General features: G+C 51.2%; 13 protein-coding genes and 2 pseudogenes. 7 read left to right on the forward strand and 8 right to left on the reverse strand.

From position 1 onward, the window contains the following. Nucleotides 1-575: 575 nt before the first annotated feature. The 3 genes from BJQ17_RS10635 to BJQ17_RS10645 all read left to right on the forward strand — a co-directional run bounded on the left by BJQ17_RS10635 (nucleotide 576) and on the right by BJQ17_RS10645 (nucleotide 1,906). Nucleotides 576-857 (forward strand): hypothetical protein, encoded by a 282-nt coding sequence (locus BJQ17_RS10635; RefSeq protein WP_070096012.1) that lies wholly within the window; start codon nucleotides 576-578, stop codon nucleotides 855-857. After that, nucleotides 858-1,157 carry a hypothetical protein gene (locus BJQ17_RS10640; protein ID WP_070096013.1) on the forward strand — a complete coding sequence of 100 codons (300 nt, stop codon included), beginning with the start codon at nucleotides 858-860 and terminating at the stop codon, nucleotides 1,155-1,157. A 542-nt stretch (nucleotides 1,158-1,699) separates the two neighbouring features. Continuing rightward, on the forward strand, nucleotides 1,700-1,906 hold the full coding sequence (locus BJQ17_RS10645) for a hypothetical protein (protein WP_070096014.1): 207 nt from the start codon (nucleotides 1,700-1,702) through the stop codon (nucleotides 1,904-1,906). Nucleotides 1,907-2,718: 812 nt separating this feature from the next. Here the strand turns inward: BJQ17_RS10645 and BJQ17_RS10650 are convergent. Further along, a complete protein-coding gene (locus BJQ17_RS10650) occupies nucleotides 2,719-3,084 on the reverse strand; it encodes a histone-like nucleoid-structuring protein, MvaT/MvaU family (RefSeq protein WP_070096015.1) in 366 nt (121 codons plus the stop codon). Nucleotides 3,085-3,381: 297 nt separating this feature from the next. Here BJQ17_RS10650 and BJQ17_RS10655 point away from each other — a divergent pair, with 297 nt between their 5' ends. Further along, entirely contained in the window at nucleotides 3,382-4,488 is a 1,107-nt protein-coding gene (locus BJQ17_RS10655; RefSeq protein WP_139139767.1) for a DUF4427 domain-containing protein, read from the forward strand. Nucleotides 4,489-4,606: 118 nt separating this feature from the next. Here BJQ17_RS10655 and BJQ17_RS30995 read toward each other — a convergent pair whose 3' ends face one another. The 3 genes from BJQ17_RS30995 to BJQ17_RS10665 all read right to left on the reverse strand — a co-directional run bounded on the left by BJQ17_RS30995 (nucleotide 4,607) and on the right by BJQ17_RS10665 (nucleotide 6,933). Continuing rightward, nucleotides 4,607-5,422 (reverse strand): hypothetical protein, encoded by an 816-nt coding sequence (locus BJQ17_RS30995; protein ID WP_139139768.1) that lies wholly within the window; start codon nucleotides 5,420-5,422, stop codon nucleotides 4,607-4,609. Nucleotides 5,423-5,425: 3 nt separating this feature from the next. Then, nucleotides 5,426-6,307: a hypothetical protein gene (locus BJQ17_RS10660; protein ID WP_139139769.1), complete on the reverse strand. Its 882-nt coding sequence runs from the start codon at nucleotides 6,305-6,307 to the stop codon at nucleotides 5,426-5,428. A gap of 80 nt (nucleotides 6,308-6,387) precedes the next feature. Continuing rightward, nucleotides 6,388-6,933: a hypothetical protein gene (locus BJQ17_RS10665; protein WP_070096018.1), complete on the reverse strand. Its 546-nt coding sequence runs from the start codon at nucleotides 6,931-6,933 to the stop codon at nucleotides 6,388-6,390. Nucleotides 6,934-7,175: 242 nt separating this feature from the next. Here BJQ17_RS10665 and BJQ17_RS10670 point away from each other — a divergent pair, with 242 nt between their 5' ends. Further along, nucleotides 7,176-7,382 (forward strand): hypothetical protein, encoded by a 207-nt coding sequence (locus tag BJQ17_RS10670; protein WP_070096019.1) that lies wholly within the window; start codon nucleotides 7,176-7,178, stop codon nucleotides 7,380-7,382. A 68-nt stretch (nucleotides 7,383-7,450) separates the two neighbouring features. Here the strand turns inward: BJQ17_RS10670 and BJQ17_RS10675 are convergent, their stop codons facing one another. Both BJQ17_RS10675 and BJQ17_RS10680 read right to left on the reverse strand, forming a co-directional pair. Beyond that, nucleotides 7,451-7,939, reverse strand: a complete 489-nt coding sequence (locus BJQ17_RS10675) for a hypothetical protein (protein ID WP_070096020.1) — start codon at nucleotides 7,937-7,939, stop codon at nucleotides 7,451-7,453. Nucleotides 7,940-7,947: 8 nt separating this feature from the next. Beyond that, nucleotides 7,948-8,550, reverse strand: a complete 603-nt coding sequence (locus BJQ17_RS10680) for an MbcA/ParS/Xre antitoxin family protein (protein ID WP_175442724.1) — start codon at nucleotides 8,548-8,550, stop codon at nucleotides 7,948-7,950. Nucleotides 8,551-9,296: 746 nt separating this feature from the next. Between BJQ17_RS10680 and BJQ17_RS10685 the strand changes: the two genes are divergently transcribed. Together BJQ17_RS10685 and BJQ17_RS10690 are read left to right on the forward strand one after the other, a co-directional pair. Further along, nucleotides 9,297-9,620, forward strand: a complete 324-nt coding sequence (locus tag BJQ17_RS10685) for a helix-turn-helix domain-containing protein (RefSeq protein ID WP_070096022.1) — start codon at nucleotides 9,297-9,299, stop codon at nucleotides 9,618-9,620. A gap of 780 nt (nucleotides 9,621-10,400) precedes the next feature. Further along, a pseudogene (locus BJQ17_RS10690) lies at nucleotides 10,401-11,699 on the forward strand (response regulator); the annotation flags it as partial. Here BJQ17_RS10690 and BJQ17_RS32510 read toward each other — a convergent pair. Next, a complete protein-coding gene (locus BJQ17_RS32510; protein WP_371044604.1) occupies nucleotides 11,674-12,168 on the reverse strand; it encodes a methyl-accepting chemotaxis protein in 495 nt (164 codons plus the stop codon). The pseudogene BJQ17_RS10690 and the gene BJQ17_RS32510 sit on opposite strands and share 26 nt — an antisense overlap. A gap of 42 nt (nucleotides 12,169-12,210) precedes the next feature. Then, a pseudogene (locus tag BJQ17_RS32515) lies at nucleotides 12,211-12,993 on the reverse strand (PAS domain-containing protein); the annotation flags it as partial. Nucleotides 12,994-13,145: the final 152 nt, after the last annotated feature.

Here is a 13,145-nt window from a genome sequence, read left to right on the forward strand (position 1 = left end):
CAGGCTCGGAATGCTAATTTACAACCCGTAAACTCCGCCTCCTCGCCTGTTTTCGCCTTGCCTGATCGCCACTCGGCGATTTTTTGTACAAACTCTAGCAAGTATTTTCAGCATCATGGTTACACTCGTTTGAGTGATTATTTCTACCAGTGCGCGGCATATGAATAGCCGCTTTCGACCCGAAGCTGCCTTTCGGGCGGGGCAGTTAACTACTAAACCCAATTTTTACGGGACCTAACAACTCTTCCGTGATGTGTCTTAGGATTTTTTGGACGAATCAAGAAGATCGCGATGAAACAGGTTTAAGGTTAAAAAGCGCCTAAAAATCTTCCGCGTCGGACGCTTACCAGAAGCCCGTTTTTCCGCAGGCACCAGCACACACAGACCTTTGTGAAAGGAAAAATTTGCAAATTCCAATTCCACCTCGCACATAAACACGGTTCTATGCCCAAAACTATTGATCAATCCGCCACCTTTCGTAGTATGGGACTGAATATTTGACCGTTGATAGCGCCCTGAGCTTAACGTTGAAAGTCTGGGGGTCGGCCAAAACGATCGTTTGTCAGGAGCTGTGCATGGAATGGATTCTCCCAAAAGCCGGTTTTCTAAGCTCAGAAGTTGATGAGGCTGTGCCAACCATCTTGCAAGCAAACCAAAAGCTCTTTGGTCTAGTCAAAGACGTAAACCATCTCATCATGGCGGTTGCTCAAGAGGCGGTGAATACCGTGCACACCAGCTCAATGAGCGAGAGAGCGGTTTTAGTACGCCTACTTATGCGGGCAGCAGGGTTTTATCAGGGAGCGCTGATGTTGGCTGAGCGCGCTATGTATGTGGAATGTCGAGCCATGGCGCCATAAGTGATTGAAGTCAGTCTTGCAGTCTCAGCGATGGATGGCGACAGAGATAAATTCATGCAGATGCTGCGGGACGACCACTTAAAGAGCCGACGCAATCGTTACCAAACTCTCCTCACTCAAAGCACAGAGCCTGAGGCGCGTAAAGCACTTCAAGCGGCGATAGGCCAGCTTGAGAAATCGCTGAGCATCATCAGCCCGAAAGCGCTGGCGACTCTTGGTCCTTTGGAGGCCTCGTACTTTGTTTACCAAGTGCTGTGTGACAATGCCGGACACGTTTCGGCCTCATCTCTGGATCACTAGGTAGCCCCTCAAGAAGATCGAAAATATTGGAATTATAAGGTCGGCGCAGGTGAACCTGATGAGGTAGCCGTGTCTCTCTACTACTGCCTATACGGCGCAATCCCCGTAGTCGTAGGGGTGGCGGACCTGCTCGGTCTTGAGCAATTCGCTGCCCAGATACACGATGTGGTCGACCGTTTCGATAAAACTCCTGCACCGTTTTTGGCATAGCGCTTTAGAAACCAATGGGGACGGATGCCAGCGCCTAAAGAACGGACTCTGCCTTGGAGTCCGTTTAGCTGGCGCTGAGCTGACTCAAGCAGAATCTATAATCACTCTATAATTGTCTATAAATTCCTATAAAGCCACGTTTCACGTGACCTCTCGCCGCAAGAGTACAGATGTACTCCTGCGCACCAATGGGCACTGAGCCCCCCCTGCATCCCGCCGATGAGCGTCACGCGGTCCGCTTTGCAAGGATCCAGTACACATTCAAAGTAGCCATATTGCTGGCATATTCTCTGCCGACACTGCCTTGCATGGGATGCTATTGAGGCTCATTGATGAAAACGTTGGTTGCCCCGCTGCCTCCTGATAACCCGCTGATGAAGCGAGCCCTAGATTCGTTGAAGACTTATCACGAAGCGGTCGATGCGGGCGCGCCGGCAGACGTCATCCAGCAGTACAAGAATGAGGCTGAAGAGCTTTTCCAAGCCGTTTCTGACTACTACCAGCGCTCGATGGGTCGTTCATCCGGCACGCTGTACTAACCTGAGAGCGACGCACCCACCTCGCCCGTCCCCAGCTTGCGGTATGCGTACTCCTTGAAGAATCTTAAGCCCCTGGATACGAGTCGCTGTGTAATCTCCCAGCACGTCCCTCACACCACCACAAATCCGTGATTCACAGATCATCTCCAGATCAGTAATAGAGAGTGCCATCGCAATTTTCATCGACTTCAGTCCGAGCGGAGACGGATAGAAAGATTAGACTTGAATTCTGCTCACGGTGTTGTCTGTGAGAGGAAGTCATCGACCAATTCAACCCTGCCCTCCATTTCCTCCCACGCTTCTAGCGAACCGTCGTAGCTCCGCTGCGCGGGTCGCCCAGCATTGGGTGTTCCGCCAGGAAAGTGCCCACCAAGACGACCAGGCAATTCGGATTCAGATTGCTGACGGAATGGTCCGATAGCCGGGGCTTGAGACAGGGACTTGAGGTACACAATGGCGGGTCGAACCGGTCGAGGTAATCTCTGACTGTCTTCACAAGGTCCGGTCTATTGGGCATCAGGAGATTGGGATTAAATCATGTATGCCATTGGGTGTATTGTCGGAATTACGCCGCTTGCAGAGCGAGATATGCCGACAAAAAACTCGTCCACGCCCCAAGAATACGGACGAGTCCGTCGCTACATCATGCATCCCCTCGTGTCCTCGTCGGCCGCAACAACGAGAGGCCGCTGCGCGATTTGAAACGTGACATTCAAGAAGCAAGCGATCTCATCATCGCTGATTGAAGTGCTGTGATGGTTCACTTTGATCAGGGGCTCTCGCCCCTGACCACACTACAGGATTCTGAAGGATCAATTGCCGACCCAAGACTCCACTTCTTGTGCCCCGTATTCCTGCTTCCATTGTTTGAGCAATTTGTGATTTCCACCTTTCGTCTCAATCAGCTCGCCGTTATGCGGGTTACGATACACCTTCACATCCCGAGCCTTTCGGGTCGCCTTTGCCGGCGCCGCAGCCGGGGCACGGCGGGCAGCTTGTGGGTCCAGGATGTTAATGACGTCTCGAAGGCTTACTCCGTACTTCTCCAGCAAATCCCGAAGCTTCTTCTCGAATTCGATCTCGCGTTTCAACGACTCGTCGTTCTTCATGGACTCAAGCTCAGCCAGCTGGGCAGCCAAGGTTTGCTCAAGCTTCCGGAATTCGGCCAATCTCGACATCGTAATATTCCTTTTGTGTGTGGTTGCAGCAATCGGGTACCCGGAGATTTTCACCGATCATTGCGACTCGTACAAGTTTGGATTACGTAACTGAATCTTTGACGCCCTGGAGTACCATGAAGGTTCCTTCATCCGATTGGTCGGGAGGTAGGGATTCCAAGCGAGAGCGCCCAACAGCGAGCATTCGGCCCCACCAATGAAGATGATAAATTTGATCATTCTTACGATCAAGAAGTTGACCTTCCTCGTCTTTCTTCTACGATTAAAAAACCATAAGTAGAATAGCCGGTGACAGCCATGCCTTTCTTTGCATTCATTGACTTTACTTCACGAAATGCAGGGAGGGATGTCTCCGACGGAAATATTAAAGAAAATAAGGATTTTGCGTTTTTACGACAAACACTCCGTTCAGGACGAGTTCCGCTGGCAATGGAAACAGAGCACCAATATTACGCCGAACTCTCAGAGCGCCCAGAGACGACAGCGGAAGGTCTTTGGCAACAAGTTGACTACGCTATAGGATTTGAAATAAAAGACTTGAGACAACTTGGAGGATTCAAGACCCACCAAATGAATCGCAGGCAGATCAGCCTTAAACTCGACCTTCCCTGCCCCGCAATTACTCAAATGAATATAAAAATACATTATCAGCATTTGGATTCGATATGGAGGGTGCCAGCGACCGCTTGCGGAGGTTTCTTAGAGGGAACCTACATCGAAGTCCGACACCTAGAAGCCCCATGGCCTTCAGAGCTACAAAGCATTTTTCTAGTCATCAAGCAACAGCATGAGCTAGAAAAGCTGTTGAGCGACATACAATTCATGGATGACAAAGGCCTTATAGAACCTGAGAACTTTAAAGTTATCCTAAACGAGGCAGACAGCACGACAAACGGACAGTACAGCAAATTCGCGCAAGAGATTGCATGTGCAAAAAATAATTCCGTTAACCCATGGTACGCCGACCCAACCCAGGAAGGCGACGAAGTTCAGCTAGAAAAGTTCAGACTGGCAATTGAGCATACATTAGAAAAGCACGCCAACAACGACCCACACTTCACTACAAATAGTGAATATGGCGATTTCGACACAACTCACCTATGGCTTCTTGACAATCGACAACCGCTGACCCGGGCCCTGCACCGTGAGGGGGCAATTACGATCACGGATGAAGGTCGCTATTTGGTTTCAATAGATGAATTTGATTTCTTCATGCCTACCGATGCAGAGGAAGACGATGACATATGTGCAATTCATCATCGTTTCGCACTGGTGGAAGAACTAGCCTCAACCCTTCAATCTAAGGGAATCCACTGCGATTACTTTCATTCTTACGGCGAAGCCTCAGGAGACACAACTCATCTCTCTGGCGAGGAGCACGACTTTTCTCCTTTTGAACCATAGGCCCCAGTGAAATGAGACACCAAAAACTGGGATGTAGCACCTGATTAGAGGCTGAGCATATAAAAATCCTGCGATGCTATTTAAAATATAATGATGCACCCTGACTAAAAAATTTTCATTATTTTTCACCTGGACAGCACATTCTGTAACACGCATTTCTTTTCGTTTCTTGATAAAAATCCTCAGGCAAAGTCAGAGTGACGGGACCATTCTTTGTGTACAATCCGATTGTCCTATCTTTCTTAAAGACTAGCCTACCAAGCACTTGGCCCGGTAAGCCTTCCTGATCAATATGCTTAGTTGAAAAAACAAAACAAGAACTCCAGTACTCTCCATTTTCACCACACAGCGCACTTTCAAAACTTTTCCGAACTCTCTCACCTACTTTCTCACCATAAGCAAACCCAAAGGACGGATAAAAAGACCACACAATAAGAAATAACGGAATAAAGAAAACAAAAATTATTATTGAATATGCAGAAATAAACGCCCAAAAAGCATCATCTGTCCTTACAAACCACAAAAGTTTAGCAAATATGATTGGGTGCTTCTTTTTCTGATAAGCGACTGACTTTAAAAATTTCCTTCGCCTTCCAGTAGGATTTCCTGCATTTATCGTTGACCTTTTTTTCGCCTTTAGCCAGATTCTGGTAGTGGCGTAGCAAACCGCCATCAAAAGGAGAACATAAGGACCTGTTAGCTCAACCCAAACACTGACTGCGCTTAGCCCAATCTCGCGACTTGCTATGTATGTCCATAACCGGCCATCACTCCATGCTATCGGAAACATAAGCAACTCAAAACCGAGAGCTTTTATGAACCCTTCGTAGTAAGACATGCCAAAAAGATATAGAGCATTAACCAAAACTCCTGACCCCAGCACGACTACCAAAACCTTCTTTAAAACCTGATTGAGTATTTTTTCAGCGGACATTTTTCACCCGAACCTAATAACTTTGTTGATCACCTTCCAGTTCACAAGGTCCCTTCTGAATATTGATCCATGATCATCCAAAAACTCACCAGGGATAATGTAATCAGACCCATCTTCGCTGTATAAATATTCATCCCCGGCCCATGATTTATCCTGTTGAGGAATAGAGAACCTTGTAAATCTGACAGAGTCCTCATCGACTCGGAACTCAGGAGCAATTAGGCGATAACGTCTACTCCATCTGACCCCCTGAGAAGTAGAGACTGTCCTTAGCGGAATATCTGAACTAAATCGGTACTCGTCTTGAAAGTCAGCCACTTTTCTTTTTGCTGAATTGTACATTGCTACAATCATGAGCTGGTGATAAGCATCCACATCCCCTTTCAGCTTGGAGCGCATCACAGCGATTGAGTAGAGAATATCGAGACCACCCGAAGTGATGTCGATAGAAATTGGAATTAATGACTTATTTCTATCGCTCTTCTTCATATACGAACATACTAAACGCCCTTCAGCAGACGCAAGCTTGCTCTTACAATGAGTGATAACGTTTCGCACCATTGTGAGGACACGGTATGTTTCTTTTACCGCAACTTCATAGTCATTTCCTTCAGGAAGTTTCTTATATTTTTGTACATACCCTAAATTTTCCAAACTAGGATTTTCTGACTCAAAAACGGCATCCAACAGCGAGTGAATCATAATGTGCTTTAGGAAAGCTCCAACATAATACTTTGGCGCCAAGCTGATAACTGGGTTTTGAAGAACCCCATCAACGTCGACTTGTATTATGTGAGGCTCTGAAAATTTCACTCCACCCATATAGATGAAATTAAACATTTCGCTTCTAAAATCATCTATCATATCAATATAACCATTAAACAATTGCGCATCACTATTGACTCTACCTAGCCCCAACTCAATCAGTGCGCATGAGTATCAAGATCGCGCCCTCGTTCCTTTGACTACTGGGATAGCCCCTCAAGAATGCCGTGAATCTGATCGTCATTCAGCGCGTGCTTTGGAACGAACTCCATCCCTAGCGGGATCGTTCCAGGAGGGCACAGCAATGCCCCTTTCCCTTCTCCAAAATGATGACGTATGAAGTTTTTGAGCAGGCTGAAATCAGGCAACGCGTAAGCTGTCCTGAAAATAGAAAGGTCGCAAACCAGGTCGCCTAGCATTACCCATGCATGACCATCCCATGTGACATTGACGACCTCACCCTCGTAGGTAGCCCCTGGGATATTCCCTCGGCATTCGAAGATAAAGTGTCCGTCGATTTTCAGATCACCGAGGATCACTACAGCCTCGATGCCAACTGACTTAAGGATGGCGACAAAACCGGCGCTTACCATCACGCACGAACCGAATGCAGGCGGAATTGCCTCCAAAGTCTGCTTTGCGGCTTGGGTGATGAGCGAAGCATCTGCAATCTTATTGGTTGCGAACTCCAAATACGCGTCATTGCCACGATCACGGGCAATGATGTCTTGCAGTGTTAAGGTCATGATAATCCATTAATCTCTGTCCTGCGGCGACCGAGCATACACGTAACGTGCTGTCAGTTGCGCCGCCCAACGAATGCGTCATCCTTAAATCCAGGGATAAATGTCCATCCCCTACGGCACAGCCTGCCCTTTTCGAGATCGGGCTTCAACGTCAATTTCGTATACAATTAACGGATCCAGCGCACTGCTAGTCTTCCCGGGGGCTAGCATTTCGCTTCGACTCAGCAACCGAGGTACGCTTGATGAAGACGTTCGTTGGTCCGCTGCCGCCAGATGATCCGCTGATGAAGCAAGCTCTGGATGCCCTGAAGGCCTATCACGACTCCATGACCGCAGGCGAACCTGCGGAAATCATTGAGCAGCACAAACTGAGGGCTGAAGATCTTTTTCGAGCAATTTCTGATTACTACCAGCGTGCGATGGGCTCAGTTTCTGGCACCCTCCACTGATCAAGCCACAGTCACCTCATGGCTCAATCCGGGAATGCGCTCAGAGGTACCAGAAATCTTGCTCCCCCTCACATGCCGGGGAATGCGTCGATCTTGTACTCCGAAAGCAAGTCATCCACTGCTCCGTATACCCTCGATTCGTAGATCATTTCCAAATCAGTGAAACTGAGAGCCACTGCGATTTTCATCGCCTCCAGCTCTAGCAACGCAGGATTAAATGGCCATACCTGAATTCTGCTTACGGTTTGGTCTCGGAAGTGAAAATTTTCAACTAGATCAAGTTCGTCCTTCATTCGAGTCCACGTCTCCAGAGACACGCCGTACGTTTTCTGCGCATGGTCACCGATCATCGTGTGTTCGGAGAGGAAGCTATCTGCGACCAATACGAGTCCGCTCGGGTCTAGGCCCCGCACAAAGTGGTCCGACAATCTCGGACTGGATACTAGGGCTCTCAGGTACCGGATTGGGTGCGGAGGATTGTGTTGATCAAGGAACTCCTTGACCTTCTTCACAAGCTCCTGATTGTTGGCCATGAGAAGGTTGGGACATTCGAACATGCGGTACCTCAATCGTCTTTTTGGCGCTCAAGGGTGGTCACTACCTCGGCGAGTAGATCTTGATCCTCCTCGCTGACCATCTCGCAAGGGGCCCGATTTCCAAGCTCAGGGAGTGGAGTATGAAGCCACTCGGCAGCAGCTCGAATGTCCCCACGAAAAAGCTCGCAAGCGAGCTGTATTGTCCGCGCCGCGTTAGCTACCGCTACCTTGTCATCGCGTTTATCCATTCGCTCCAATTGAGCTTCAAAATCTGCGCAGCGGTAAAGGGTTGTCATCTCTGAGCTTTCCCACACGCCATCGGGCTCGTCAGAAAAATAGGTCGTGGAGTCGGTGAAAAAAACGATGCGTGAGGGATCCCCATCACCAGGGTCGTGACTACGTACCTCTAGAAGCAGACTCAACTCCCAAGTTGGCAGCGGATTTCTAACATCATTCCACACTGGGCACATGAAATAGATGTCACCCAGCTTGACTCTTCCCCATTCAGCTGAGACGAAACGCTGGAACTCGTAAATATCATCGATCAAGATCATTTGAGTGTCGATATCATCAACTTCATCGGACACCGAATGCTGTGAAATATAAAACCATGGCTTAGGTGCAGACTGCATGACCATCCTCCAAGAACGATGACCTCTTTGAACTGCTGCCAGAATGCTTTTGCGCTCTAGCTCAGGATGAGTAAAGAACATATGAGCCCTCTCTGCTGACGAATCTGAATCTAGCGTTACGCAGGATCGGCTTGTCTACAAGGCGGACAGAGCACCCTGATCCAACCTTGGTTACCTCGCGCGAGGGTTCCCCTATTCCCACAATTCTCACAGGTGACATATGACATCCACATGATGGCGTCCAATGCACCTCGACAGTAATCATCTGGTTCCACTAACGTGCAGTGCAAAATTCCATACTTTTGCTTTATGTATTGAAAAAAGATAGGCCGACGCGTACGCCTGGACTGCATTTCCAATGCACTGCACATCGCGACTAGCAGAGTGCTCCAGCCGTTACCACACTCTATGCCCCACGACTGCTTTTGACCAATACCGCCATCCAGCCCGAACAACGGTGCGTACCGCGATAATATTTCATGCTCAACATCGAAATCCATGCACACCTCCACCGCTCACCCCGCGCAGGGTAAATAGCATTGACACTTTTTACGAAAGCTTAATTATATATGCCGAGCAGGCGAACGACGGGCGCGACAAAGCCCCACAACAGGCACAAAACATATACGATTCATTTCAGGCTACCAGAAGAAGTTGGGAATGCAAGCAAAAATTTGACCCTATAGGGTACTCCCAAAGATTTTAGCAATCTGGCTATATACTCGGTTTTGCGGATCAAAAGCAGCATGACCCCTGACGAAGAGCAGCTAGCCAAGGCGTTTGGCTCAGCGCTTAAGACAATCCGACTGCGGCGGAGCCTGTCACGCCGCCAGTTGAGCGAGCTGGTGAGCGGGGCGACGTACCTCGTTGCACTGGAGCGAGGCGACAAGCAGCCCACCATCGGCAAGCTTGCTGAGATTGCTCACCACCTTGAGATCCATCCTCTGACACTGCTGATGCTGGCCTATCTGATCAAGGATGGCGCAGATCCCGAACAGCTCATGGTCAGAATGCGGATGGATTTGACGAAATTTATGATCTGGCCTGATGCGGAATCGGAGATAGGTTGAAGGTTTCCAGGTAAGCCCCGAGCCATCAGGTAAATCATTCGATTACTTAGTCGCCGGCATGTGGGAAACATACGACACCACCTCGCTGCCTGAACGGGATCTAACAACCGGAAGAATGCTAGCAGTTTGAAAAGTCTGCTGGCATTTTTGAGCGAACTCTCATCCTCACTTAAATGGTTCCGACCAAGGTTATCGCGCCCTAAATTATACGTTCGCCACGAATCTTCGATGCCTTAACAACTTCCTCTATCGACTCAGAAATGATGTGACAATCCTCAAGTGTATCTGCTAAACCCCGCAACTCTTGGACGGACGAATCCAGCACAATCATCACATCCACGTCAGGAAACACAGGATCCTGCACCATTTCACAGCGCTCAATCCTATGGTTATTATCCACCAACTTCAGGAAACCACAAAGATCAACAATACACTAAGCTCGAAATAAAAAAACAGCCATGACACTCACCCTCAGTTAGTATTTGTTTAACCTCAATACTACAGCATTCTATATCAAAAAAAGAAACACTCATGACAGGCTATACGCCATCGGCACAACACTACTTGAACCATTGTGTTCACCACTCCCCTTTGCACCCCACCCAGTTCGAATTACCACTCCCAGCCGTCAATTCAATTGTCACAGCTTGTTTTGGCATCATGAGAAGCTGATGGCAATCTTCTGGATTTTTGTAGGTGCTTCTTTGGATATTTTTTTATATTATAAGGACAGAGAGGAACCTCTTCTTTTTGACGATCGATTGTCGTAAGTAGGAAAATTCCCGCATCGAATCCGGCCATATCAGCCTGCAACCGGTGCCTACCAATCTGGTCGAACTGGTGCGCGCCACGCTTCGGGTGTTCGAAGGCAATGCCCGGGCCAAAGGGTTGCAACTGCAGGGCGAGCTGCCTGCAGAGCCGGTATGGGTGCTGGCTGACCCACTGCGGCTCAAGCAAATTCTGTCCAACCTGATCAGCAACGCCATCAAGTTCACCGACCGTGGTGAAGTGCAGGCATGCCTGCTGCTGCCCAAAGTTGCCGGCCACGGCGCTCTGGCTATCGAGCTGAATGTGCGTGACACCGGCATCGGCATCAGCCCCGCCGACCAGGCCAGGCTGTTCAGTGCCTTCGTTCAGGTCGATGGCCCAAGGGCACGTCAAGGGGCAGGCCTGGGGTTGGTCATCAGCCGTACCCTGGCCGAACTGATGGGCGGCGCCCTGAGCCTTCAGAGCGTCGAGGGCGTTGGTACCCGGGTACAAGTCAGCCTGCGGTTACCCGTCTGCGAAGCACCGGCACAAGCGGACCCTCAACTCACGACACATGAAAGCAACAGCGGCCCGCTCAATATTCTGGTGGTCGACGACTACCCAGCCAACCTGCTATTGCTGGAACGGCAACTGCAAACCCTGGGGCACCACGTGACACTGGCGGAGAATGGCGAGATCGCCCTTGCACGCTGGCAGGAAGCGCGCTTCGACCTGGTGATCACCGATTGCAGCATGCCGGTCATGGACGGGCATGAACTCACCCGGCGCATTCGTAGCCTGGAGGGCGAACACGGCCTGCCAGCAGGCCGTATTCTTGGCGTGACCGCCAACGCCCAGGCCGAGGAGCGTACTCGCTGCCTGGCCAGCGGCATGGACGAATGCCTGTTCAAGCCGATTGGTCTGCGCACGCTCAAGACCCATCTGCCCCAGGTGCGCCCTCAGCAGCCGTCGCCGGAGCCTTCCCATGGTGGGTTCGACCTGGCCGAATTGCGCCACCTGACCCAGGACGACGAACAGTTGACGCGGCATTTGCTGGAGCAATTGTCGATAAGCGTCGGTGAAGACTTGGCCGCCCTGCGTGCCTTGGCCACAGACGCCCCTGATGAAGCCGTACGCGCCTTGGCCCACCGCATCAAGGGTGGCGCCAAAATGATCAGGGTGCGCACCGTGGTCAAAGACTGTGAAGCCATCGAACACGCCCACGCACGAGGGCTACCAACCATTGAGCAACGCGGGCAACTGCAAGTCAGCCTGCAGGCACTGCTTGACGAGATGCGCGAGGCGCTCAATGCAATTGCAGCGTCGAGCTGATCTGGCTGATGGCGTCCACGACGTGCCGTGAACCTTGCTGAATTTCCATGATCACTGTCCCCGCCTCATTGGCCAATGCCACGCCGTGACCGGTACGGTTGAGGCTCGATTGCATGCTGGCCACCGCCAATAGCGACAGGTCGTGGTTCTGCCGCACCACATCGACGATTTCCAGGGTGGCCTTGCTGGTTCGCGCAGCCAGGTTGCGCACCTCATCGGCCACCACGGCAAAGCCTCGCCCGTGCTCGCCGGCACGCGCGGCCTCGATGGCTGCATTAAGGGCCAACAGGTTGGTCTGGTCGGCGATGCCACGAATGGTCAGCACAATCTGCCCGATCACATCCGACTGCTTGTTTACCGCATCGATGCTGCGCGCTGCGTCGTTAAGCTCCTGGGAAATCTGCTCGATTACCTGCACGGTCTGCTGCACCACTTCGGTACCCTTGCGCGCGCAGGCATCGGTCTGCACCGAACTGGCATGGGCGGCATGGGCGGCGCTTTGCTGGGTGCAGACTTGATGGGTGATGTCGCTGGCAAACTTGACCACTTTGCACAGGCGGCCCTTGCTGTCGAAAATCGGGTTGTAGGAGGCCTCCAGGAAAACAGTCTGGCCTTGCTTGTTGACGCGTTCGAAGCGGTGCGAGTGGTATTCGCCACGGTTCAGCGAAGCCCAGAACTCCCGGTACTGGGCCGATTCGCGTTCATGCGCCAGGCAGAACAGCCCGTGATGGCGGCCAACCACTTCATCAAGGCGGTAACCCATGGTGTCGAGAAAGTTCTGGTTGGCCTTGATCACCCGGCCTTGCGGGGTGAACTCGATCACCGCCATGGAGCGGCTGATGGCCTTGAGCAGGCTTTCGCTCTCGTGCTCCAGCACCACCCGCTGGGTGATGTCCGATGCCACCTTGATTACGCTGGTGACTTGCCGGTGCTCGTCCAGCACGGGCATGTAACTGGCTTCCAGCCAGACCTCGCGACCCGCCTTGTCGATGCGCTCGAACGTACCGCTGATTGCCTTGCCCTGCCCCAACTCGCGCCACAGTTGCTGGTATTCGGCGCTTTTTGCATAGTCCGGCTCACAGAACAGCCGGTGATGCTTGCCTCGCAGCTCGTCAGCGCTGTAGCCCATGGCCTGGCAGAAGCGCTCGTTGGCGTCGAGGATAGTGCCGTCAGGGGCGAACTCGATCATTGCCATGGAACGGCCGATAGCGGCCAGTTTGGCTTGCGCATTGGCCAACGCCTGGCGGTTGCGCTGGATTTCTGCCAAATCAGACTTGCGGTGGAAATCGAACATGACGCGGGGCTCCCTATGCGCGGTTTTCTGAGCATAGATCGCCGTTGGCAAGTCGTGGCATCGACAGCGCCTGTAGGAGCGTGTTCACCCGCGAACACCGGCGCAGCCGGTGCCATGCCCCCGTCGCCCGCTTCGCAGGTAAACCCGCTGCA

Source organism: Pseudomonas sp. NBRC 111139, assembly GCF_001753955.1.
Taxonomy (GTDB): Bacteria; Pseudomonadota; Gammaproteobacteria; order Pseudomonadales; family Pseudomonadaceae; genus Aquipseudomonas; species Aquipseudomonas alloputida.